Genomic DNA, 23,070 nt, shown 5'->3' with positions numbered 1-23,070 from the left:
ATCCATAATATAGCGCTCACACAGACTGGGGTCATAGCTCAGTTGGTAGAGCGCTACAATGGCATTGTAGAGGTCAGGAGTTCGATCCTCCTTGACTCCACCAAAAGTCTTGCTTTACTTGTGTATTTGCCTCATTTGTCCCTATCGTCTAGAGGCCTAGGACATCGCCCTTTCACGGCGGTAACCGGGGTTCGAATCCCCGTAGGGACGCCATATTCAAGATCACTATAATATATTAGGGTGATCTTAATAAAAAAACCCAAGCATTGCGACTTGGGTTTTTTATTGTCTGAAATTTATTATGATAACTTTGAGCCACTTTTGGCTTTCTGTATGATTAAGATTAAAATAGACAAAATTGAAAAATTCTGGAGTTGCAATGCAATACCGTTGTCCGAAATGTCAAAGTCCTAAAATTATGCCGCTTGCACAACCAGGTCAGCCAGCAGCACGTCCAGTCGTGCCAAAAAGCTTGGTACTTCTTGTACCTGCCCTATTTGTCTTACTTCTGCTGGTGATCATCAGTATTGGTATGTGGATTTTTGGTGACGGCGCAGGCACTACCCTACAGACTGCGACAGTGATTGTATTCGTGATCTGTCTGATTGCAGGCTTTATGTTCTATAAAGACTTGCCTGACTTTAAAATCTCTATGCAGGCATTCATGCAAAGCCAGAAAAAATGGAAATGCCGTGAATGTAATCATGAATGGGAAATCTGATTTTTCTCTCTCGTCTTTAAGGCTGCTTCGGCAGTCTTTTTTATGCCTTTCATTAGATTAGTTTTATCGGATTATCTAAAAATTTAAAAACATCATCAGACAAATTGGTGTAATTTATTCTTATAAAAAAGGATTCCAATTTATTGCAGGGATGCAGCATAAAGGAATAATAAAAATGCTTAAAAAAATTATAAATTTTCTATTTTCTTGTAATGATCCGCCTATTCTATTCATTGAGGAGCAGCCGAGTGAAGCAGATACTTATTATTTACAGGCTTTGCAATATGAGTCACTTTGTATGACCCTGCAACAACTTCAGGCTGTACCAGAGATTAGCCAACGCCTACCCCCAAAACACATCTATCAACGCAATGCTGTCTGGAACTACCTGAGTGCAGGGTTAAGAGGACATATGGAAGCACAATATCGACTTGGCGTGTATTATTTGCATGGGAAACTAGGTTTAGATCAAAATGATGAACAGGCCAGATTATGGTTAGATAAAGCCAAACAGCAAAATCATAGTAAGGCTGCACAACTTTTATCAGAAATAGAAAGCTGAAGAACTTAAGAATATAGGATAAAAAACCAGCCCTAGGGCTGGTTTTTTGCGCTTTAGTTAAGCACCAATTTTGCGGTATTTCTGACGTTTCGCAACAAGGTCATCACCATCGCGTTTACGACGGTATTCTTCGAATTCTGCATAGTTACCGGTGAAGAATTCAGGTGTTTCACCTTCGAATGACAAGATGTGCGTTGCAATACGGTCAAGGAACCAACGGTCATGCGAGATCACCATCACTGTACCCGGGAAGACAAGAATCGCGTCTTCCAGTGCACGTAAAGTTTCGATGTCCAAGTCGTTTGACGGTTCATCGAGTAAGATTACGTTAGCGCCCATTTGCAGGATTTTTGCAAGCTGTAAACGGTTACGCTCACCACCGGACAACTGACCGACACGTTTTTGCTGATCTTGGCCTTTAAAGTTAAAGCGACCGATATACGCGCGAGACGCGATTTCGTATTCACCAATACGTAAGATATCTAAACCGCCAGAAACTTCTTCCCAAACAGTTTTGTTGTTATCTAAGGTGTCACGAATCTGACCTACATAAGCAACTTTAACTGAATCACCTAAAGTTACTGTACCCGTATCAGGTTGTAATTCGCCTGTCATCATACGGAAGAGTGTGGTTTTACCCGCACCGTTTTCACCGACGATACCCACAATCGCAGCAGGCGGTACAACAAACGATAAATCTTTATAGAGCGTACGATCACCAAACGATTTGCTGATACCTTCAACTTCTACAACCTTGTTACCTAGACGTGGACCAGGTGGAATGTAAATTTCAGATGTTTCATTACGTTGCTGGAATTCGCGCGAGTTAAGCTCTTCAAAGCGTTCCATACGTGCTTTGTTTTTCTTTTGCTGACCTTTTGCATTAGAACGAACCCATTCAAGTTCTTTCTTAAGCGCTTTAGCAAAAGATTCTTCTTGCTTCTGTTCCTGCTCTAAACGGGCATTTTTCTGCTCTAACCAAGAAGAGTAGTTGCCTTGGTATGGAATGCCCATGCCACGGTCAAGTTCAAGAATCCACTCTGCTACGTTATCCAGGAAGTAACGGTCATGCGTAATCGCAACGATGGTACCTGGGAAGTCTTTCAAGAAACGCTCTAACCAGGATACAGATGATGCATCCAAATGGTTCGTCGGTTCGTCTAGAAGTAACATGTCTGGTTTAGACAGAAGCAGACGGCAAAGTGCAACACGACGGCGCTCACCACCAGACAATTTAGTTACATCAGCATCCCAAGCTGGCAAATTTAATGCAGCTGCAGCCTGTTCAAGCTGGTTATTCAGGTTATGCGCATCCCAAGTCTGAATAATCGCTTCTAGCTTTTCTTGCTCTTTTGCAAGTGCATCGAAATCTGCATCTTCTGCTGCATATTCAGCGAAAACTTCATCCAAACGTGCCAAAGCATCAAGTGCTTCACGTACGCCATCTTCAACATTACCACGAACGTCTTTGGTTTCATCCAAAGGTGGTTCTTGCTCCAGATAACCGATTTTGATACCCGGTTGCGCACGAGCTTCACCAGAGAAATCTTTATCTACGCCCGCCATAATACGAAGCAAAGTAGATTTACCCGCACCGTTCAGACCAAGCACACCAATTTTTGCGCCTGGGAAAAATGATAAGGAGATATCTTTGAGGATTTCGCGCTTCGGCGGAACCATCTTGGATACTCGGTTCATCGTATAAATATATTGGGCCACGTAGGACTCCTCAATTGAAAAACCAGATGGGGAAAAAATGAATTTCCCCTGCTCAATCATGAGCGAAAAAATAATCGGCTATTATACGCAGAATGTCTACAAAACATAAGCCATTCCGGTGAAGTTAATGCCTTGTTACAAGTTTAATCCTGTTTATTTTTCAAACAGAATTTTTAGTACCTGAACTTGCATTATTTTGTTGATGTTATATCGTTAATTAAGATATTCATCTGAATAAATATGCACTTTTCTTCATATTTCAAGTGCTAATATTTGAGCAACTTTATTAAAGCAAAACACAAAGAAGACTAACGATCATGACTTATAAAGCAGAAACTTTAGCAATTCACGCAGGTTATAGCCCGGAACCAACCACCAAAGCTGTTGCGGTGCCAATTTACCAGACTACCTCTTATGCCTTTGACAATACCCAGCATGGCGCAGACCTGTTTGACCTGAAAGTTCAAGGCAATATTTATACCCGTATCATGAATCCGACCACAGCGGTACTGGAACAGCGTATTGCTGCGCTAGAAGGTGGTATTGGCGCACTGGCATTGGCATCCGGTATGGCTGCGATTACCTATGCGATTCAGACCATTGCTGAAGCTGGGGATAATATTGCTTCAGTATCTACTTTATATGGTGGCACCTATAACCTGTTTGCACACACCCTGCCAAAGCAAGGCATTGAAGTCCGCTTCTTTGACTATCAAAACCCGGAAGCACTGCGTGGTCTGATTGACGACAAAACCAAACTGGTTTTTGTGGAATCAATTGGTAACCCACTCGGCAACATTATCGACTTGGAAGCGATTTCAAAGATTGCGCATGAATACGGCGTACCCGTGATTGTCGACAACACTGTAGCAACTCCTGTCTTGCAGAAGTCTTTTGATTTCGGTGCAGATATCGTGGTGCACTCGCTGACCAAATATATTGGCGGGCATGGTAATTCAATTGGCGGCATTATTGTCGATAGCGGCAAGTTTCCATGGGGTAAACATGCAGCACGCTTCCCTGCCCTGAATACACCTGACCCAAGCTATCATGGCGTAAACTACGTTGAAGCTTTGGGTGAAGCAGCCTATATTGCCCGTGCCCGTGTCGTGCCATTACGTAATACTGGTGCTGCGATCAGCCCGCAAAATGTATTTTTAATTTTGCAAGGCCTGGAAACTTTAAGTCTACGTATGGAACGTCATACTAAAAATGCACTTAAAGTTGCGGAATATTTGCAGCAGCATCCGAAAGTAAAATGGGTCAATTACGCTGGCCTGAAAGATCATCCTCAACATGCTTTGGCACAGAAATATGTGAAAGGGAAACCGTCTGCAATCTTAACCTTTGGGGTAGAAGGCGGTCGTGAAGGCGGTGCGCGTTTTATTGATGCTCTGCAGCTGTTCACCCGTCTGGTCAATATTGGAGATGCCAAGAGTCTGGCCTGCCATCCGGCCACTACGACTCATCGCCAGCTTAATCAAGAAGAACTTAAATCGGCTGGCGTGAGTGAAGATATGGTTCGTCTTTCTATCGGGATTGAACACATTGATGACCTGATTGCTGATCTGGAACAGTCACTCGCAGCCGTTTAAGCCCTCTTTTAAAGCAAAAAACTCCATCATTTCTGATGGAGTTTTTTTATCTGGCTTTACTTTTCATGAGCTTTATCTTATGGTTAGATCACAATAAAAATTAATTGAAACGTAGTTTAAAAATAGAGCAATTACTCTAAAATTTCTCTTATTTTCAACAACTTAATCTCTGGATTTTCCTGTATAATTCGTTATCATATACAGACTTCATTGTGTACGAACTTTCGTGCATACCTACGTACAAACCAAATAAGAAAAAACGTAAACCTACAGCATATTTCAGGAATAACAAACGTGAAATCCAGACTACAGAAACATCTACTGAAACGAGTTCAAGGCAAAACCATCCTCATTACGGGTGCATCCAGCGGCATTGGCCTGACAGCAGCACACCGTCTGGCAGATGCAGGTGCACATGTCCTGCTAGTAGCACGTACCAAAGAGACTCTGGACCAGGTAAAAGAAGAAATTGAAGCAAAAGGCGGCATGGCAACAGTTTTTCCGTGTGACCTGAATAATCTGGACGCCATTGATGAAGTATCCAAACAGATTCTGGCTTCTGTTGATCACATTGATATTCTGATTAACAATGCCGGTCGCTCGATCCGTCGTGCGGTACATGAATCTGTAGACCGCTTCCACGATTTTGAACGTACCATGCAGCTAAACTATTTCGGTGCTGTGCGTCTGGTGATGAACATCCTGCCACATATGATGATTCGTCGTCAGGGTCACATCATCAACATCAGTTCGATTGGGGTATTGGCAAATGCGACCCGCTTCTCTGCTTATGTGGCATCGAAAGCAGCCTTGGATGCATTTAGTCGCTGTCTGTCTGCAGAAGTCAATTCACATAAGATCGCAATTACTTCTATCTATATGCCATTGGTACGTACGCCAATGATTGCACCAACTAAGATCTATAAATATGTTCCGACGCTTTCTCCTGAAGAAGCATCTGATCTGATTGCACATGCAATTGTGAAACGACCGAAAAAAGTTGCTACCGGTTTGGGCCGTCTAGCTTCAATTACTTATGCAATTGCACCAGACATTAACAATAAACTGATGTCAATCGGCTACAACCTGTTCCCAAGTTCATCTGCCTCTGTAGGTCAGCCACAGAAGCTGAACTGGGTGCAGAAAGCATATGCACGTATCTTCCCGGGTGAGCACTGGTAAGTCCAGGCGAAAATGCAATTTGAACCAAGCCGCCTGCTGGCGGCTTTGTTATTTTGATCGGTCATCAATCAAGATACCCTGAATTATCACGACAGATCCTGTCATTTCAGATGCAGATTTTTGCCGCAAATGATCTCAGATCACGTACACTATCGGACGGATATTTGATCCGCATGTATTAAACATTTAGATATTGATTCAACAGATGGACACCCTTATGAATAACCTGCAATGGCTCGATGAAGTAAAATTTAACGAACAAGGACTTGTACCTGCCATTGCCCAGCATCATCAAACCGGTCGTGTATTGATGGTGGCGTGGATGAATCGTGAAGCACTGGCGCTGACTGCAGAAAAGAATCAGGCCGTGTATTTCTCTCGTTCCCGCAATAAGTTATGGCATAAGGGTGAAGAATCAGGTCATTTTCAGACGGTGCATGAAATCCGTCTGGACTGTGATGCTGACGTGATTGTGCTGCAAATCGAACAGCATGGTGGGATTGCCTGTCATACTGGTCGTGAATCTTGTTTCTATCGCAAACTGACGCCGAATGGCTGGGAAATTGTCGATGTACAAATTAAAGATCCTGCAGCGATCTATGGTGAAAAATCTGCAAACCCGCATACCATGGCGATGAATGCATCTAATGCCCAATCAGAACAGGTTGAGGTCTTGTCTTATCTGGGTCAGATGATGGCTGAACGTAAGCAGGCTGATCCCGATTCATCTTATGTTGCCAAGCTCTATCACAAAGGCTTAAACAAAATTCTGGAAAAAGTCGGTGAAGAAAGCTTTGAAACTGTGATTGCTGCCAAAGACTTTAAAGCTGAAGCAACCGAAGACAATAAAAATGACCTGATCTATGAGGTGGCAGATCTGTGGTTCCATACTATCGTGATGCTGGGCTATTTCGACCTTGATCCACAACTGGTTTTAAATGAACTGGCACGTCGTCAGGGCTTATCCGGTCTGGTTGAAAAAGCCAACCGTTCACACTAAGTTTTCAATTTAACTGTGTCTGAGCCAATTAAACCGACCGCAACCTATGAGCAGGCCACTGCCATTGATAACGCACGTCTGGGCAAATCTTTTAAAGTGATTGCCTATGCCGGCACAGGTAAAACCACAACTTTACAAATGATCAGCGATGCCATGCCGCAGCGGCGTGGCATGTATCTGGCATTTAACAAATCCATTGCTGCGGAAGCACAAAATAAGTTCCATCGTGGTGTGGACTGCCGGACTTTCCACTCACTGGCCTATCGCAGTGTTCCACGTGGAGTCACGGATAAACTGCGCCTGCCCCGTCTCAGTCCAAGCTTCATTGCCAAGGAATATCGCCTTGAGCCGATGACCCTGCGCCGCATGATGGGTGGCCGTTATGAAAAATATGTCATGATGCCTTCGCGTCTGGCCAGTCTGGTCGCGAATGCGGTCGGTTATTTCTGTTCAACCAGTTCGCAATACCCTGCTCCACGGCATATTCAGGCACCAAGCTGGTTACATCCGGACGATGTCGAAGCCCTGCAAAAGAAACTCTATCCTGCGGTTGAGCGTCGCTGGCTGGAATCGATTGATCCGAATCATCAGGCCGGAATCGGACATGATATTTATCTGAAACTCTGGGCATTGTCAGAACCGAATATTCCAGCGGATTATGTACTGTTTGATGAAGCTCAGGATGCTGACCCCCTGATGTTAGGTATTTTGCTAAAACAGCGCAGCACCCAGGTGATCTATGTCGGGGATGCGCATCAGCAGATTTATGCCTGGCGTGGTGCAGTCAATGCCATGCAGCAACTGCCATTACCAGAATCCCGCCTAACTACCTCATTCCGTTTTGGTCCTGAAATTGCCCTGAATGCCAATGCAATTTTGGGAGCCTTGAATGAAACCGTGCCCTTACTCGGTAATCCGCATTTGAACTCTAAAGTAGTGAATAAACCACATACCAAAATGCGTGATGCGATTTTATGCCGTACTAATGCCCGAGCCATGGAACTGCTACTTGCTGGACTTGTGCGTGGTGAAAAGGTCAGTCTGCAGGCCGACCATGTCAAGCTGAACCGTTTTGTCGAAGCGGCTGCCATGCTGAAACAGGGAAAACGCGTAGTGGATGTGCCTGAACTGGCCTGGTTTAACTCCTGGCATGATGTGCATGAATATTGCGAGACCAATGAAGGCAGTGACATTAAACCTTTGGTGAAACTGGTCGATGAGCATGGTACCGATCCGCTGAAAACTGCGCTGGCCAAGATCACACCAATCGGACAGGCCGACTACATCATCTCCACCGCCCACAAAGCCAAAGGACTGGAATGGGACCGGGTCCATATTGAAGATGACTACCAGTTTAAATTAAATGAAAAAGATCACAAGATTAGTGATGAAGAGTTAAGACTGCTTTACGTGGCCTGTACACGTGCTAAAGTAAGCTTAAATATTCACCACATTTATGACCTGATTCAGCAGCTAAAAATTAAAATGCCTCTATCATTACGGCAGGCAGCAGGCTAGTACGGCATGGATGTAGGCATCACGATACAGGTGGTCTATGCAAGTCGAATCCATACAACTCAAACATACCCTGCATTTTTCTGATATCCAGCTTGAATTTAAATATCATAAATTGCCTGTTACCTTAATTCTCGGTGATCAGGGTTCGGGTAAAACGGCGCTGCTGCGTAGCGCCTATCAGGCACTGACCTGGTTCGCTGCGCGCTATCGTGACCTGCGTACTGCCGGTATGGTGATGCTGGATCAGGACATCATGCAATATCGTCTGCAATCCAAGATCAATATTCAGGTCCGTTTTCCTGAAGAAATTGGCTCTTTTGCAGAAAGTAGCGATCAACAGCAATCTGCTACCCAGCAGTGCAGCTGGCAGCTTTATAAAACTTTAAATAGTCAGGGTGTGGGACTGAGTAAGGTAGATACATCGCAACTCGAAGCGATGGTCACGTTGTATCAGAAAGCCCTCGCCAAAGATCCAATGCTGGGCTTACCGCTGATTGCCTATTATCCGGCTGAGCGTTTTGTAAATGAAATCAATCTACTCAGTAAAAACAATCCGGCGATTTTACAGACGGTGTATGCCTATGAAATTGCAGCTATTCCCTTCACGACTTTTACCCGTTTTTTTGAATGGTTCCGGGAAATCAGCGACATTGAAAATGCGCAAAGTGCGCAGATTCTAGAGCAGATCCTGAGCCGCGCTTCGCAGCAGGATAAAAAACACAATATGGATGAACTGGTCAAACATATTGAACATGCCCAGATCCAGGTGAATACTCCGAGTTTAAATAGCCTGCGTGAAGCTTTGTCGATCGTTCTGCCTGAAGTCAGCAATCTCTATTTGCAGTACCAACCTAAAATGCAGCTGATGGTGAGCTACCAAGGACAAACCCAGACTTTACAGCAATTACCGAATAGCATCCGCAACTGGATTGCCTTAGTTGGAGATATTGTGCGTCGCCTGTGTCTGCTCAATCCGAAAAGCCTGTTTCCGTGCAAGGAAGGCAGTGGCATTCTACTGATTGATGCGATTGATCATCAGCTGGATCAAGAAATGGCAGCAGTCATTCTGTCTCGTCTACATCAAGCCTTTCCTGAACTGCAAATCATTGTGACTGGTAACCGTCCTGAGTTACTGGAACAGGCAGCAGATTTTCAATGTTTGTGTCTTGAAGATAAACAACTCTATCCAGTTCAAGTTGATACAATCCCAGCGCAATTTGATCAACTCTATGCGAATTTAGGCCTAGGTCAAGAAACCCTGAATACTGAGGAAATCGTGCTGCTCGAGCCCGAGCTTGAACAAGTAACGCCACTTTCAATCTTGCAACTGATTCAGCAAACATTGAATGAAGAGCAGCAACAGGAGTTGCTACGTTTACTGAATCAGAATGACCGGAAAATTCCCCAAATTCCGTTTTAAGCGAATAAGCTGGCTCTTGAATTAACCTGATTTAATTTTTCTGAATAGCTCCTTATCGAAGCAGACCTTCAAGGCTGTCCATTTTTTTCAATAGAATCTTCAAGTTTGATCTTTATTTTCAGTTCAATCTGGTCGATGTGCTCAAGCATGCACCCCATGTTTTCATGGGGTCATCGTATAATTGTTAAGTCGTACACAAAAAGATTGATGTTGTTGTTATCCTGTAATATGATCGGAATTACTTGCATTTTTCATTGTAAAATCGGAATTTGCTATCGTTTATAAGTTGCGCAATACAACTGTTTTTATTCTTTGAATACGATTTGGCTTTCAAGATTGAGAAATTTGGGCTGCTCCTTGCATTCCTGTAATCCTTGAAAGATAAAGATTCACCCTAGGTTCATGACGACCTAACTCACGACAATGGATACGAGTGTGCTGCCGATTATTATATTGTTACCGTTAGTATTAGGCACAACCCTTGTCTCGTGGCTGAAAAGATTTTCGCGCGGGGTAACGGCCTTAGGGGCCATTGGTGTCAGCCTCAGCAGTTTTGCATTATTACTTAGCCAGGCGCCTGCGGTGCTAGATGGCGCAGTCATTAGCGAAAGCTGGTCATGGCTGCCTCAACTTGGTATTGATTTCAGTTTCCGCCTGGATTCTCTGGGGCTGTTATTTGCTCTGCTGATCAGTGGCATCGGCACCCTGATTTTTATTTATGCCTACTATTATTTAAGTCCGAAGAACTCGCTCAGCAAACTTTATATCCTGCTGATGCTGTTCATGGCAGCGATGCTCGGCATTTCCTTGTCGAATAACCTGATTATTTTATTAATTTTCTGGGAACTGACCAGTATCTCCTCGTTCTTGCTGGTTGGTTACTGGAGCAATTATGAAGTGGCCCAACGTGGCTCACGCATGGCGTTAACCATTACCGGCATGGGTGGTCTGGCAATGCTGGGTGGTTTCGTTTTACTGGGCGAGATTACAGGAACTTATCAGATTGATCAGATCCTTGGGATGACCGAGCTGATCCAATCGCATAGCCTGTTTGTACCTACCCTGCTGCTGATTTTGCTGGGTGCCTTTACCAAAAGTGCGCAGTTTCCTTTCCATTTCTGGCTGCCAAATGCCATGGCAGCACCGACACCGGTATCTGCTTATCTGCATTCTGCCACGATGGTAAAAGCGGGCTTATTTCTGGTCGCACGCTTGTTGCCAATTTTTGCTGGTGCGGCACTTTTCCATAATATTGTTACGTTTATCGGTCTATTTACCCTGTGCATCGCAGCCTTTTTTGCCATCTTTAAGGAAGACCTGAAAGGCTTGCTGGCCTATTCAACCATCAGTCATCTTGGCCTGATCATGTGTCTGCTGGGGATTGGTTCACCACTCGCGGTGGCTGCTGCAATTTTCCATATCATTAACCATGCAACCTTTAAAGCTGCACTGTTTATGATTGCCGGCATTATTGACCATGAATCGGGTACACGCGACTTACGCAAGTTGTCCGGCTTATGGCAATTACTGCCTTTTACTGCAACACTTACCATGATCACTGCTGCCTCAATGGCAGGTGTCCCATTAACGAATGGTTTCCTGTCCAAGGAAATGTTCTTTACTGAACTGCTGGCCAACCTAAGTGGTCCAGTGATGATTGGCTCTGCCATTGTCGCGACTTTAGCCAGTATTTTCGCGGTAGCCTATTCGATTCGTCTGGTTCACGGCGTATTCTTCGATGGTCCAATTGGACGCCATGTACCGAATAAAAATGCGCATGAACCCCCATTTGGCATGCGTGCGCCAGCAACTTTACTGGCAACCTTATGTATTCTGGTCGGTATTTTGCCTGCCTTACTGGTTGAGAAAATTGTTAATAGCACTACCCGGGCTGCCACACAAAACCTGGCATTTGAAGGCACCCACCTTGCCATCTGGCATGGTTTTAACGCACCACTTTTAATGAGCGTAATCGCCCTGATTGGCGGAATCTTGTTCTATTTCTCGCTGGCCAAAGGTGGCTTGATTCGTGAAATTGATCTTGATCCAAGCTTGGGCAAATTTCAGGGCCGGATTTTATTTGATCTGTTCTTAAAATCATTATTGCTAAATTCACGTCGTTTCCGCCGTGCCACTGAAAATGGCAAACTGCAAAGCTATCTGCTGTGGATTGTGATCTTTACCATCGGTCTGGTTGCTGTACCTTTGCTGACCCATCAGATTGGTACTGGCGCACGTGAACTGACTCATGCACCGGCTTTAGCGATTATCTTATGGCTGCTATTATTCTCAGCCTGCTGGATGATGCTGTGGTTCCATCACGAGCGGATTAAAGCCGTACTGATCAGCGGTGCAGTAGGTCTGGTCGTGACCATGATCTTTATCGGTTTCTCGGCACCAGATTTGGCCCTGACCCAGATTACCGTTGATGTAGTTACCACAGTATTGCTGCTGATGAGCCTGTCTCTATTACCACAGCTTACCCCTTATGAATCCAGCCCGACCCGACGCTGGCGCGATGCCATTATTGCAATTACGGGTGGTCTGAGTATTGCCTGGGTAGCCTGGCTCGTCATGACCCGAGATCATAATTCAATTTCCTGGTTCTTTGCCCAGCAGTCAATACCGCTCGGCGGCGGGACCAATGTGGTGAACGTGATTCTGGTGGATTTCCGTGGTTTCGATACCTTTGGTGAAATCACTGTACTCGGTATTGCGGCGATTGGCGTATTGAGCCTGATGGATGGTATGCGTGCCCATGGTACTACCATGACTCAAGGTTTGACTTATCGTTTTAATCCCTCCCCGCTGATGCTGCGAATTACTGCTTCCTGGATTTTGCCAGTTGCGCTGGTGGTGAGCCTGTATATTTTCATGCGCGGCCATAATCAGCCTGGCGGTGGTTTTATCGCAGGCCTGGTGACTTCTTTAGCGTTGATTATTCAGTACATTGCCATCGGTCAGGATCATGCAGAAAAAATGCTGGGTGCTAAATCTGGTCGTCTCTATGAAATCTGGATTGGTAGCGGTTTGATGTTTGCTGGCCTAACTGGTGTTGCTGCCTGGTTCTGGTCACGTCCATTCCTGACCAGTGCACATATTTATGTCCATCCCCCAATACTGGGCGATATGCATCTGGCTTCTGCAGCGCTGTTCGACGTCGGGGTTTATGTCACCGTGGTCGGTGCGACCATGTTAATGATTTCTGTGCTTGGGGATTCACGTCACTCGTCTATGACTGGCCCGGTACCAAGAGGATAATGCAATGATCAGTCTAGAATTTTTATTGGTCTCTGCAATTGGACTCCTGACAGCAACCGGGATCTACCTGATCCTGCGTGCCCGTACCTTCCCTGTAGTATTGGGTCTGGCAATGATCGGCTATGCCGTCAACCTGTTTCTGTTTGCCATGGGACGTATTCAGCTCAATGCACCTGCGGTCCTTACAGAAACCACCAAAACTACGGATCCACTGCCACAGGCATTGGTACTGACTGCTATTGTAATCGGATTTGCCACCACGGCATTCATTGTTCAGCTGGCACTTCGCAGCCGTTATGAATCAGGGACAGACCACGTTGATTCCAAAGAAGAAATATCAAACCATGACCCACGTGAGGATGAGCCTTAATGACTGATCTTTATAATTTCTGGGTCCAACATACACCTATTTTCAGTATTCTCCTGCCAGCATTCACTGCATTCATTCTGCTGTTATTAGGTAATCCTGGTGCAGGTTCACTGGCGACAGACTGGCGTCAACCTTGGCGTCGTGGCATCAGCCATGTCTCGACGCTGCTGGGCCTGGTGGTTTCAATCAGTTACTTGATAAGCACCAGTCAGGGACAAATCAGTGTTTATACCCTAAGTGAATGGTCTGCTCCATTCGGAATTGTACTGGTTCTGGATCAGCTGTCTGCCTTGATGCTGGTACTGACCTATGCACTGGCTGTGCCGATTATCTGGTATGCCAGTCGTGACTGGGACATGCGCGGGCGTTATTTCCATGCCATGATGCATTTCCTGCTGATGGGACTCAGTGGAGCTTTCCTCACAGGTGACTTGTTCAACCTGTTTGTATTCTTTGAAATCCTGTTGATGGCATCTTATGTCCTGCTTCTGCATGGTCAAGGCAAGGCTCGTTTCCAGCTGGGTATTCACTATGTCACAATTAACCTGCTAGCTTCTGCCCTGTTTCTGATTGGCTTAGGCATGATCTACGGCAGTGTTGGCAGCCTGAATATGGCCGACGTTGCCCGACTGATGCCAACGCTGGAAAATGATCAGCATAAAATTGCAGTTGCTGGTGCGCTGCTGTTATTTGTGGTGTTTGGGATCAAGGCTGCCATGCTGCCTGTCGGCTTCTGGCTTCCGAAAACTTATGCTGTGGCAACCACACCGGTAGCAGCCCTGTTTACCATCATGACCAAGGTGGGTATTTATGCCATCCTGCGGGTCAATGGTACGGTCTTTGATGATGAATACAGCCATCAGATTCTGATGAACTGTCTGATGGTCATCGGTCTGATCACCTCCTTATATGGTGCTGTGGCAGCTATTGGCACAGATCGTTTGCGCCGCTTTATTGGTTTTATGCTGCTGTCTTCAGTGGGTACTATTCTGATTGCGATTGCCTTGAATAATTCAGCAGCTTGGGCAGGCGGTTTGTACTATATGGTGCACAGTACCGTGATTGCTGCCGCTTTCTATATGCTTAGCGGCTGGATCACCTCTCAGCGTGGTGAGTTTAAAGATCATTTTAAAATCGCACCACAGATGAAACAGAATACCCTGGTATCGATAGTCTACTTTATCATTGCCTTGATGATGGCCGGTCTGCCACCATTTAGTGGTTTCTTCGGTAAGGTCTTCATCTTGCAGGCTACGACAGGCTCGCCTTATCAGATGATTATCATTATTACGGTGCTACTGGTTAGCTTGCTGAGTATTCTCGCCTTTACCCGGGTTGGTTTTATCCTGTTCTGGCGCACCAGCAAACCGGATGATAATGTCCATTCTGAAGCCTTTACCCAGTACGAAACCCTGCCAAGCCGGGCACCTTTGCGTAATGATAAGGTGATTTACCTGTTGCTCGCCGGACTGACAGCCTATGTGGTATTTGCTTCACCTGTCTATAATTATGTGTATCGCACTGCTGTACAAATTAAAGATAATCCAGTCTATGAAGCGGCATTATTAAAACGTGATGCTGAAGGCAAGGTCATTAGCGTGCAGCCATTTGATCCGGAATATTTGCCTGAAACCAAATATGGTGGGGAAAATCCAGATCCAAATGCACATCTGATTCCATATGTAATTTCACCGGCAACTTTAGAAGGTGAAAATATTTCTGAATTCAAACAGCGTCAGATTAATGAACAGTATATTGAACAGAAAAATGCGCCAAGCGATAACCAGCTTAAACCGCAGGAGGGACCATAATGAAAGCATCGTTCTTACGCCGCTGGTTCCCTCATCCACTGGTTTCCGTCATTGTCGGAGTAAGCTGGTCTTTACTCAATCATAGTCTAGATGCCGGTACACTCGTCACCGCATTAGTCCTTGCAGTACTAATCCCACGAATGGTATTCCGGTTTATTGACTACACACCGAATATTCACTGGCTACCCGCCATTCGTCTGTTCTTTGTGGTGATCTGGGACGTTATTGTTGCCAATATTAAAGTCGCTATTCTGGTCTTAGGGCCAACCAAGAATTTGCATCCCAAATGGTTCCGTGTTCCTTTGGATACTGAACATGAAGAAGTAAATGCCTTACTGGCAATGATCATTACCACAACGCCAGGTACGGTATCTGCGGGAATTGATCAGGATCGTGGCGACATTCTGGTGCATGCCTTAAGTACCGACGATGAAGCTGCTGAGATTGAAGTTATCAAACAGCGCTATGAACGTCCACTGATTGAGATTTTTAGCGCTCAGACTGGAGAAAATGCATGACGATTTTGCCTTATGCCTTACTGATTTGTCTGGGTGCTGTGACCATTTCCATGTTCCTGTGTCTGGCACGTCTGGTCATAGGACCCTCTATTGTGGACCGACTATTGGCTCTGGATACCCTGTTCCTGAATGCTACCTGTCTGGTCGTCATCCTCGGTATTTACTGGGCCAGTACCTTTATGTTTGAAGGTGCTTTACTCGTGGCAATGTTAGGTTTCGTCTCTACGGCTGCGCTGGCACGTTACTTTACCACTGGCCATGTGATCGATTAGGAGTTCTCAGATGCAATTATACCTAGAAATTCTGATCTCGATTTTCCTGCTGATCGGTTCATTCTTTATGCTGGTCGGCGGGATTGGTATGGTTCGATTACCCGACCTGTTTATGCGCCTGCATGCACCGACCAAGTCCAGCACTCTGGGCCTCGGTAGCTTTCTGATCGCTGCGATGATCTATTCTGCAAGCTTTGGTCGTTTTGGTTTTGCTGAAGTGCTGATTACCCTGTTTGCCTTTATTACAGCACCAGTTTCGGCCAATCTGATGGCTCAGGCAGCACTGCACTTACGTTTGCGCTCAATGAGTGGTGAAGTACCGGAAGCACTGGAACGTCCCCTACCCTGGCAGAAAACCCGTCGTCGTGCTTTTTTTGAAAAGAAAAACTGCGATGAGGATTTAAAATAGTAAGCGCTTTCATTTCCCTCTATTTTCCTTCTGAAAAAAAATAAAAAGAGGGTATAAATAAGCGAAACTCCTTTTTCTTTATTCCTCTGCCCAATAAAAAAGCCACCCGAAGGTGGCTTTTTTATTGCACTTGATCAGTGCTTATTCTTCATCTTTCTTGTCTTCAGCTGGAGGTAAATCCTTCACAGCTTCAGCAATCAGACCAAACATATAGTTACCATATGCATTGGTTTTATCGTAATGGAAACGCAGACGTGGCGTAATACGTGTCTTGATCCGACGGCTTAGTTCGTGGCGCAAGAAACCGGACGCTTTGTTTAACACATCCAGCGTTTCTTTATTTGCCGCTTCACTTTGCTCATCACCCAGTTCACGCCCCATTACAGTCACATAAACTTCAGCATAGCCTAAATCAGGGCTGACTTTCACCGCCGAGATGGTCACCAGACCACCCAGACGTGGATCTTTAAGCTCCTGACGAATCAGTTCAGAGAGTTCTCTCTGAACTGTATCAGCCATACGCTTAAGACGCTGACTACCCGCCATTAAAGACTCCGTTTAATCAGTTGAACATCATATACTTCGATCTTGTCGAGAGGTTTGATGTCTTTATAGCCTTTCACTGCAAGACCACATTCCATACCGGCACGAACTTCTTCAACCACTTCTTTATAGCGACGTAGAGATTCAAGTTCACCCTGGAACACAACCACGTCATCACGTAATACGCGAATCGGTTTATTACGGTGTAAAGTACCCTCAAGTACCATACAGCCCGCAGCTGCACCAAATTTACTAGAGTGGAATACTTCACGTACTTGCGCAACACCAAGAATTGTTTCACGGTGTTCAGGTGCAAGCTTACCACTCATGGCTGCTTTCACATCGTCGATCAACTGGTAGATTACTGAGTAGTAACGGATATCGATACTGTCAGCATCTGCTTTTTGACGGGCAGTGTTGTCGGCACGGACGTTAAAGCCTAAAAGTACAGCTTCAGAAGATTCAGCAAGTGTTACGTCAGACTCGGTGATTGCACCGACACCTGAACCAATAATACGTACTTTAACTTCGTCAGTTGCCAGGTCAGCAAGCGCAACGTGTAATGCTTCCAATGTACCACGTACATCAGTTTTCAGAACCACATTCACAATCGGCACATCTTTCTTGCCCATTGACGCCATGATATTCTCAAGACGCATTGCAGATTGACGCTCAAGACGTTTTTGACGTTCACGATCCATACGCGCATCAGCAACTTCACGTGCTTTTTTCTCGTCATTCACAACAAGAACTTCGTCACCTGCCATTGGCGCTTCTGGAAGACCCAAGATTTCCACTGGAATCGAAGGACCTGCAGATTGAATACGTTTACCGTTTTCATCTGTCATGGCACGAACGCGGCCGTATGATGAACCTGCAAGAACAAGATCACCTACTTTCAAGGTACCGTTTTGTACAAGGATTGACGTTACTGCACCACGAGAGTTATCAACACGTGCTTCAATAACTACACCTTGTGCAGCACCTTCTTCAGAAGCTTTAAGCTCTAGAAGTTCAGCCTGAATTAAAATCAGATCAAGAAGCTCGTCGATACCGGCACCCGTGTGCGCAGAAACCATGGCCACAGGAACATCACCGCCCCACTGTTCAGGCACGATTTCTTTGGTCGTCAATTCATTCAACACGCGATCTGGATCAGCAGATTCTTTATCCATTTTGTTGATCGCAACGATGATTGGCGTACCCGCAGCACGCGCATGGTCAATTGCTTCAGCAGTTTGTGGCATTACACCATCATCTGCCGCCACAACTAACACTACAATATCAGTCGCTTTCGCACCACGTGAACGCATTGCTGTAAATGCTGCGTGTCCCGGAGTATCCAAGAAAGTGATGATGCCTTTATCAGTTGTTACGTGGTAGGCACCGATATGCTGTGTAATACCACCCGCTTCACCCGCAGCCACTTTGGCACGACGAATACGGTCAAGCAGCGATGTTTTACCATGGTCAACGTGACCCATGATGGTAACAACAGGTGCACGTGTAGATTGCACACCACGCGCCTCTTCAGCTTGCTCCATCAGTGTATCTTCTGCTGCAGTTTCAGAAACCAGTACCGGATGATGGCCCATTTCTTCAACGATCAGCGCAGCAACTTCCTGGTCAATCGCCTGGTTCTGAGTAACCAGTTCACCCATTTTCATCAGTGATTTGATGACTTCACGAACTTTAACTGCCATTTTCGCAGCCAGGTCAGCAACGACAATCGTTTCACCGATTTCAACGTCATAAACTTGTTTCTTAACAGGTTTTTCGAAGCCATGTTTGTTCGATTGACTTGTTTTCAGACCACGTTTATGTGAGTTATCACGGAAAGATTGCTCTTCACCACGACGACCGCCTTTCTTAGATGAGCGAGTATTATTCGTGTTCGTACCACGTTTAATTTCACGGTCTTCTTTTGCGAAAGAGTCTTCGTATGCTTGACCAACCAGACCAGCAGCAAGAGGAGAATCATCAACAACACGAATCGTTGCTGTGGTATCTTCCGCTGTGTACTTAGACGCCATTTGACGCATTTGTTCAAGCGTACGTTGTTGCGCTTCTTCAGCAGCCTTACGACGTGCAGCTTCTTCAACAGCTTTGAGTTGTGCTGCTTGCGCTTCACGTGCTTTTTTCTGTTCAGCAGTTTCAGTCGGTTTAACAACCTGCTTCACAATTGGTTTGTTTGTAGATTTGCGTTTTACAACTACAGCCGCTTTAGAAACTTCTTGCTTGTCGCTGGTTTGCTTTGCAGCAGCACGCATGGCTTCTAATGCTTTGCTGGCATTGTTTGCACCTGATTTTGGTGCATCAGCTGGCTTCGGCGCTGCTGGTTTTTGCTCAGCTTCAGCTTTTGCTTGCTGTTCAGATTGCGCTTTTGCCAGTGCTTCTGCCTTGATTTGTTCTGGATCAGGCTTAGTAAATGTATGTTTCTTGCGAACTTCTACATTAATGGTTTTTGCCTTACCCGAAGTACTGGCTACTTTAGCCGTACTGGTCGTTTTACGTTTCAACGTGATTTGTCCTGCATGACCATCCGAACCTTGTGATTTTTTCACATGGCTCATCAGGTGATCTTGTTGTTCGGCGGTAATAATTTCGTCAGATTTGCTCTGTGGTAAACCTGCCTCACGAACCTGTTCCAGGAGCTTCTCAACTGGGCGACCCAATTTGAGGGCTAACTCTTTAATCGACTTGTCCGTCATATACTACCTCCTAGTTAAACCATGATTCGCGCGCTTTCATAATGAGCTGACCCGCTTTTTCAGCGCCTAAACCTTCAATATCTGCGATATCGTCAGTTGCCTGATCTGCAAGGTCATCCACTGTTACCACACCACGAGCTGCTAGAGCTTGCGCGATCTCTGCTGTCATGCCATCCATTGCAACAAGTTCTTCACTTGGCGCTTGTACGTTTTCTTGCTGTTGTAATGCATCAGCAAGTGCAACTTCTTTTGCACGGCTTTGCAGTAGTTCAACCAGTTCCGCATCCAGTTCGATTTCATCAAACGTTTCTGCAGGTACGTATGCAATTTCTTCAAGCGAGGTGAAGCCCATTTCTACCAACGCCATAGCCAAATCTTCAGCAATATCCAGACGTGTTACAAACATGTCCAGGTATTTTTGCGCTTCGCTTTGTTGACGTGCGTAGTATTCTTCTTCCAGCATCATATCCAGCTTGTAGCCAGTCAGTTCTGATGCCAGACGAACGTTCTGACCCTGTGAACCAATCGCACGAGCCAACTGATCACTCGTTGCGAAAATGATGTCTGCAGTACGTGCATCTTCATCGATAACAATACTGGATACATCTGCTGGTTCAAGTGCGCTTGCGATGTACTGAGCAGGATCATCTGACCATACTACGACATCAATACGCTCACCATTGAGTTCCTGTTGTACTGCCTGGATACGTGTACCACGCATACCAATACAAGCACCAACCGGATCAATACGGTGGTCATTTGTTTTCACTGCAATTTTGGCACGTACACCTGGCTGGCGTGCGGCTGCCTTGATTTCAATGATTTCTTCCGAGATTTCTGGAATCTCTTTTTTCATCAATGCGATCAGCATTTCAGGTTTAGCACGAGAAAGCTGTAGCTGAGCACCACGACCTTCACGGTTGACATTGAAAAGAATCGCATTTACGCGTTGTTTCGGGCGAAGGATTTCCTTCGGAATCATTTCTTCACGTGCAAGATATGCTTCAGCATTGTCCCCTAAGTCAATAATGAAACCGTCTTTGGTTTGTTTTTTCACTTCACCGTAGATCAGCTCACCGACTTTAGATTCATAAGCATCAGCAACCAGTGCACGTTCTGCTTCACGAATCTTTTGTACAATCACCTGTTTAGCAATCTGTGCAGCAATACGACCGAAATCGATTGACTCAACTTCCAGCTCACGAATGTCACCGATTGACCATTTTGCCGGATCAACATCAGAGATGGCATCCTGACAAGCTGGCATTTCATGATCTTCGTCTGCAACCACTTCCCACTGACGGAAAGTACGGTAGTCACCAGTCTTACGATCGATTTCTACACGTAAACGTGCTTCTTCCGAGTTGGTTCCTTCGTAGAACTTTTTCTTGGTCGCTGCAACTAAAGCTTGTTCTAGTGCTTCAAAAATTGCTTCACGAGGTACACCTTTTTCGTTACTAACCGTTTCAACGACGGTAAGAATTTCACGTGCCATATGTCACCTATTCGTTCAGATTCTTATTGATTTAGTTAATCTTGATAGACCAAATTTGCTTTATCGATATTGTGACTGTCGATGTCCAGAACCTGCTGCTTTTCTACTTCTACCTGAATCATTTCATTTTCAAGGTCGACTGCAACCAGTTTTGCCTGGAATTTACGACGGTTGTCCACCGCACTGATCAGACGTAAGGCAACGGTCTGACCGATATAATCTGCCATTTGCTGAAGCTGGAAGAATGGACGGTCCCAGCCTGGAGACGACACTTCAAGTGCATATTCACCTGAAATCGGATCATGTACGTCTAGCATCGCGCCCACCTGTTGGGTAACGCGTACGCAGTCCTGCACACCAATTCCGCGGCCCTGCTCCACTTCACCGTCTTCATTGATGACCGGTTCAGCAGTTGGATCGACTGGCTTGTCGATATAAATACGTAATAGAGAACGTTTACCCTGAGGAACAAATTCGATTCCCCAAAGATCTACATTACAGGCTTCAACTGCAGGTGCAATCAAGTCCTGAAGTGCTTGAGTTTTATTTGATAGCTTCATTTACTCTCGTCATCTGGTGCGATTTTATGATCTATTTGACCACTACAAACCAATACAAACTATAGTAGTAGTGAAACATGGAGATATGACCAAATTTTGTCGACACTACACGATAGCCAATAAAAAAGGGCGTAAATCGCCCCAATTAATGCACAATTTCGGATTTTTTCAAATCCCACTGTGCAAAAAGGCCCACCATAGTTGTGAGCCTCTTTTAAGAAACTTGGTAGCGGGAGCTGGATTTGAACCAACGACCTTCGGGTTATGAGCCCGACGAGCTACCAGACTGCTCCATCCCGCATCAACGTGCAAAAATTATATACAAAAGACGATAAGTTTTCAATCAAAACTATCTCTATCGATATGTTGGTCTTTTGTCGCTGAAAAATTGGTAGCGCTCACTGGACTTTAATCCAACGATCTTCGAGATTTTATAAAGAGTTGAGCCCGACGAGCTTGCAACTGATTAAAATAACGAAATCACACTTTCCAAAAAGTGGTAGCGGGAGCTGGATTTGAACCAACGACCTTCGGGTTATGAGCCCGACGAGCTACCAGACTGCTCCATCCCGCATCAGCATACAAAAAACTTTTCAGTTCATAGAACTGCCTTTAAAGTTTGCATCTTTAAAGGATTGGTAGCGGGAGCTGGATTTGAACCAACGACCTTCGGGTTATGAGCCCGACGAGCTACCAGACTGCTCCATCCCGCAACAACATGCAAATAACTCTTCTCAACTTAAAACTGGTTTCAAGTTGCCTCTTTAAAGTTTGCGTCTTTATAAAAGGATTGATTGGTAGCGGGAGCTGGATTTGAACCAACGACCTTCGGGTTATGAGCCCGACGAGCTACCAGACTGCTCCATCCCGCAACAACAGAAGTTTTTTTTAGCTGCATACACCAACTTATGTTCTGGATTATAAGTTGGTGCGGAAGGGGGGACTTGAACCCCCACGCCCGAAAGCACTACCACCTCAAGGTAGCGTGTCTACCAATTCCACCACCACCGCAGCTGCAGGCATTCTATTCGCATCATGCACAAAAAGAAAGCCTTTGGCGAAATTATTCACCAGTTTTTGGTGCAGTTGGTGAAGTTTCAGTCGATTGAGCAGGTGCAGTCTGAGTCGTTGGAACGCTATTCAGAGTATAAGCATCTGTGGTCTGCTTTTTAGCAAATACCGCTAAAGTCAAGCTGGTAATAAAGAACAATGCCGTAAATACTGCAGTCAAACGGGTCAGGAAATTACCTGAACCTGAAGCACCAAAAACAGTCGCAGCACCGCCACCACCGAAAGATGCACCAGCATCTGCACCTTTACCATGCTGAACTAAAATCAAGACAATCATCAAAATCGCTAAGATAATATGTACTACCAGCACAAAAGTTTGCATGCTGAACTCC

General features: G+C 45.3%; 19 protein-coding genes and 7 tRNA genes. 15 read left to right on the top strand and 11 right to left on the bottom strand.

The window, feature by feature from the left end:
• The first annotated feature begins 27 nt into the window (after positions 1 to 27).
• The 4 genes from FSC11_RS01355 to FSC11_RS01340 all read left to right on the top strand — a co-directional run bounded on the left by FSC11_RS01355 (position 28) and on the right by FSC11_RS01340 (position 1,283).
• Positions 28 to 103 (top strand) — tRNA-Ala (locus FSC11_RS01355).
• A 34-nt stretch (positions 104 to 137) separates the two neighbouring features.
• Positions 138 to 213, top strand: a tRNA-Glu gene (locus FSC11_RS01350).
• Positions 214 to 379: 166 nt separating this feature from the next.
• Positions 380 to 721 (top strand): hypothetical protein, encoded by a 342-nt coding sequence (locus tag FSC11_RS01345; protein WP_004810038.1) that lies wholly within the window; start codon positions 380 to 382, stop codon positions 719 to 721.
• Between the two features lie 175 nt (positions 722 to 896).
• Positions 897 to 1,283, top strand: coding sequence for an SEL1-like repeat protein (locus FSC11_RS01340; protein WP_163164708.1), 387 nt, complete (start codon positions 897 to 899; stop codon positions 1,281 to 1,283).
• 57 nt (positions 1,284 to 1,340) lie between these two features.
• Here FSC11_RS01340 and ettA read toward each other — a convergent pair whose 3' ends face one another.
• The gene (ettA, locus tag FSC11_RS01335) at positions 1,341 to 3,002 is read right to left on the bottom strand and encodes an energy-dependent translational throttle protein EttA (RefSeq protein WP_004810042.1); all 1,662 of its coding nucleotides are present in this window, start codon (positions 3,000 to 3,002) and stop codon (positions 1,341 to 1,343) included.
• Between the two features lie 317 nt (positions 3,003 to 3,319).
• Here ettA and FSC11_RS01330 point away from each other — a divergent pair, with 317 nt between their 5' ends.
• The 11 genes from FSC11_RS01330 to FSC11_RS01280 all read left to right on the top strand — a co-directional run bounded on the left by FSC11_RS01330 (position 3,320) and on the right by FSC11_RS01280 (position 16,358).
• Positions 3,320 to 4,597, top strand: coding sequence for an O-acetylhomoserine aminocarboxypropyltransferase/cysteine synthase family protein (locus tag FSC11_RS01330; protein WP_163164706.1), 1,278 nt, complete (start codon positions 3,320 to 3,322; stop codon positions 4,595 to 4,597).
• 294 nt (positions 4,598 to 4,891) lie between these two features.
• On the top strand, positions 4,892 to 5,779 hold the full coding sequence (locus tag FSC11_RS01325; protein WP_004810045.1) for an SDR family NAD(P)-dependent oxidoreductase: 888 nt from the start codon (positions 4,892 to 4,894) through the stop codon (positions 5,777 to 5,779).
• Positions 5,780 to 5,996: 217 nt separating this feature from the next.
• Positions 5,997 to 6,779 (top strand): bifunctional phosphoribosyl-AMP cyclohydrolase/phosphoribosyl-ATP diphosphatase HisIE, encoded by a 783-nt coding sequence (gene hisIE, locus FSC11_RS01320; RefSeq protein WP_004896299.1) that lies wholly within the window; start codon positions 5,997 to 5,999, stop codon positions 6,777 to 6,779.
• Positions 6,780 to 6,794: 15 nt separating this feature from the next.
• Positions 6,795 to 8,297 carry a UvrD-helicase domain-containing protein gene (locus FSC11_RS01315; RefSeq protein WP_071319786.1) on the top strand — a complete coding sequence of 501 codons (1,503 nt, stop codon included), beginning with the start codon at positions 6,795 to 6,797 and terminating at the stop codon, positions 8,295 to 8,297.
• Between the two features lie 37 nt (positions 8,298 to 8,334).
• On the top strand, positions 8,335 to 9,717 hold the full coding sequence (locus FSC11_RS01310; RefSeq protein WP_163164704.1) for an AAA family ATPase: 1,383 nt from the start codon (positions 8,335 to 8,337) through the stop codon (positions 9,715 to 9,717).
• Between the two features lie 423 nt (positions 9,718 to 10,140).
• Complete coding sequence (locus FSC11_RS01305; protein ID WP_163164701.1) at positions 10,141 to 12,978, top strand: monovalent cation/H+ antiporter subunit A; 2,838 nt, start codon at positions 10,141 to 10,143, stop codon at positions 12,976 to 12,978.
• A 4-nt stretch (positions 12,979 to 12,982) separates the two neighbouring features.
• A complete protein-coding gene (locus tag FSC11_RS01300) occupies positions 12,983 to 13,348 on the top strand; it encodes a Na+/H+ antiporter subunit C (RefSeq protein ID WP_076754526.1) in 366 nt (121 codons plus the stop codon).
• Positions 13,348 to 15,159, top strand: a complete 1,812-nt coding sequence (locus tag FSC11_RS01295) for a monovalent cation/H+ antiporter subunit D (protein ID WP_163164699.1) — start codon at positions 13,348 to 13,350, stop codon at positions 15,157 to 15,159. Before FSC11_RS01300 ends, FSC11_RS01295 begins: the two co-directional genes overlap by 1 nt.
• On the top strand, positions 15,159 to 15,677 hold the full coding sequence (locus tag FSC11_RS01290; RefSeq protein ID WP_004896311.1) for a Na+/H+ antiporter subunit E: 519 nt from the start codon (positions 15,159 to 15,161) through the stop codon (positions 15,675 to 15,677). Before FSC11_RS01295 ends, FSC11_RS01290 begins: the two co-directional genes overlap by 1 nt.
• A complete protein-coding gene (locus FSC11_RS01285; protein WP_004810060.1) occupies positions 15,674 to 15,949 on the top strand; it encodes a monovalent cation/H+ antiporter subunit F in 276 nt (91 codons plus the stop codon). The genes FSC11_RS01290 and FSC11_RS01285 overlap by 4 nt, the downstream gene beginning before the upstream one ends.
• 10 nt (positions 15,950 to 15,959) lie before the next feature.
• Positions 15,960 to 16,358 (top strand): Na+/H+ antiporter subunit G, encoded by a 399-nt coding sequence (locus FSC11_RS01280; protein ID WP_163164698.1) that lies wholly within the window; start codon positions 15,960 to 15,962, stop codon positions 16,356 to 16,358.
• A gap of 141 nt (positions 16,359 to 16,499) precedes the next feature.
• On the opposite strand, the gene FSC11_RS01275 is transcribed toward FSC11_RS01280, so the two are convergent.
• From FSC11_RS01275 to secG, 10 genes are all read right to left on the bottom strand, one after another.
• Positions 16,500 to 16,904, bottom strand: a complete 405-nt coding sequence (locus FSC11_RS01275; RefSeq protein WP_004810065.1) for a ribosome-binding factor A — start codon at positions 16,902 to 16,904, stop codon at positions 16,500 to 16,502.
• On the bottom strand, positions 16,904 to 19,612 hold the full coding sequence (gene infB, locus FSC11_RS01270) for a translation initiation factor IF-2 (protein ID WP_163164696.1): 2,709 nt from the start codon (positions 19,610 to 19,612) through the stop codon (positions 16,904 to 16,906). The genes FSC11_RS01275 and infB overlap by 1 nt, the downstream gene beginning before the upstream one ends.
• A gap of 10 nt (positions 19,613 to 19,622) precedes the next feature.
• Entirely contained in the window at positions 19,623 to 21,107 is a 1,485-nt protein-coding gene (gene nusA, locus FSC11_RS01265) for a transcription termination factor NusA (protein ID WP_004810069.1), read from the bottom strand.
• A 35-nt stretch (positions 21,108 to 21,142) separates the two neighbouring features.
• Positions 21,143 to 21,667 carry a ribosome maturation factor RimP gene (gene rimP, locus FSC11_RS01260; RefSeq protein WP_163164694.1) on the bottom strand — a complete coding sequence of 175 codons (525 nt, stop codon included), beginning with the start codon at positions 21,665 to 21,667 and terminating at the stop codon, positions 21,143 to 21,145.
• Between the two features lie 224 nt (positions 21,668 to 21,891).
• Positions 21,892 to 21,968 (bottom strand) — tRNA-Met (locus FSC11_RS01255).
• Between the two features lie 196 nt (positions 21,969 to 22,164).
• Positions 22,165 to 22,241, bottom strand: a tRNA-Met gene (locus FSC11_RS01250).
• Between the two features lie 62 nt (positions 22,242 to 22,303).
• Positions 22,304 to 22,380, bottom strand: a tRNA-Met gene (locus FSC11_RS01245).
• An 82-nt stretch (positions 22,381 to 22,462) separates the two neighbouring features.
• Positions 22,463 to 22,539: transfer RNA gene (locus FSC11_RS01240), tRNA-Met, on the bottom strand.
• Between the two features lie 54 nt (positions 22,540 to 22,593).
• Positions 22,594 to 22,678: transfer RNA gene (locus tag FSC11_RS01235), tRNA-Leu, on the bottom strand.
• Positions 22,679 to 22,730: 52 nt separating this feature from the next.
• Complete coding sequence (gene secG / locus FSC11_RS01230; RefSeq protein WP_004810073.1) at positions 22,731 to 23,060, bottom strand: preprotein translocase subunit SecG; 330 nt, start codon at positions 23,058 to 23,060, stop codon at positions 22,731 to 22,733.
• Positions 23,061 to 23,070 lie beyond the last annotated feature (10 nt).

This window comes from Acinetobacter schindleri, from assembly GCF_010918895.1.
GTDB lineage: Bacteria > Pseudomonadota > Gammaproteobacteria > Pseudomonadales > Moraxellaceae > Acinetobacter > Acinetobacter schindleri.
Note: the sequence above shows the minus strand (reverse complement) of the source record. Positions and strands in the feature narration are given on the sequence as shown.

Excerpts from the sequence above, each read along its gene's own strand:
- secG (WP_004810073.1), bottom strand. The coding sequence starts at position 23,060 with ATGCAAACTTTTGTGCTGGTAGTACATATTATCTTAGCGATTTTGATG.
- FSC11_RS01290 (WP_004896311.1), top strand. The coding sequence starts at position 15,159 with ATGAAAGCATCGTTCTTACGCCGCTGGTTCCCTCATCCACTGGTTTCC.
- infB (WP_163164696.1), bottom strand. The coding sequence starts at position 19,612 with ATGACGGACAAGTCGATTAAAGAGTTAGCCCTCAAATTGGGTCGCCCA.
- FSC11_RS01285 (WP_004810060.1), top strand. The coding sequence starts at position 15,674 with ATGACGATTTTGCCTTATGCCTTACTGATTTGTCTGGGTGCTGTGACC.
- nusA (WP_004810069.1), bottom strand. The coding sequence starts at position 21,107 with ATGGCACGTGAAATTCTTACCGTCGTTGAAACGGTTAGTAACGAAAAA.
- FSC11_RS01280 (WP_163164698.1), top strand. The coding sequence starts at position 15,960 with ATGCAATTATACCTAGAAATTCTGATCTCGATTTTCCTGCTGATCGGT.
- FSC11_RS01310 (WP_163164704.1), top strand. The coding sequence starts at position 8,335 with ATGCAAGTCGAATCCATACAACTCAAACATACCCTGCATTTTTCTGAT.
- hisIE (WP_004896299.1), top strand. The coding sequence starts at position 5,997 with ATGAATAACCTGCAATGGCTCGATGAAGTAAAATTTAACGAACAAGGA.
- rimP (WP_163164694.1), bottom strand. The coding sequence starts at position 21,667 with ATGAAGCTATCAAATAAAACTCAAGCACTTCAGGACTTGATTGCACCT.
- FSC11_RS01345 (WP_004810038.1), top strand. The coding sequence starts at position 380 with ATGCAATACCGTTGTCCGAAATGTCAAAGTCCTAAAATTATGCCGCTT.
- FSC11_RS01300 (WP_076754526.1), top strand. The coding sequence starts at position 12,983 with ATGATCAGTCTAGAATTTTTATTGGTCTCTGCAATTGGACTCCTGACA.
- FSC11_RS01275 (WP_004810065.1), bottom strand. The coding sequence starts at position 16,904 with ATGGCGGGTAGTCAGCGTCTTAAGCGTATGGCTGATACAGTTCAGAGA.
- FSC11_RS01295 (WP_163164699.1), top strand. The coding sequence starts at position 13,348 with ATGACTGATCTTTATAATTTCTGGGTCCAACATACACCTATTTTCAGT.
- FSC11_RS01330 (WP_163164706.1), top strand. The coding sequence starts at position 3,320 with ATGACTTATAAAGCAGAAACTTTAGCAATTCACGCAGGTTATAGCCCG.
- FSC11_RS01305 (WP_163164701.1), top strand. The coding sequence starts at position 10,141 with ATGGATACGAGTGTGCTGCCGATTATTATATTGTTACCGTTAGTATTA.
- FSC11_RS01340 (WP_163164708.1), top strand. The coding sequence starts at position 897 with ATGCTTAAAAAAATTATAAATTTTCTATTTTCTTGTAATGATCCGCCT.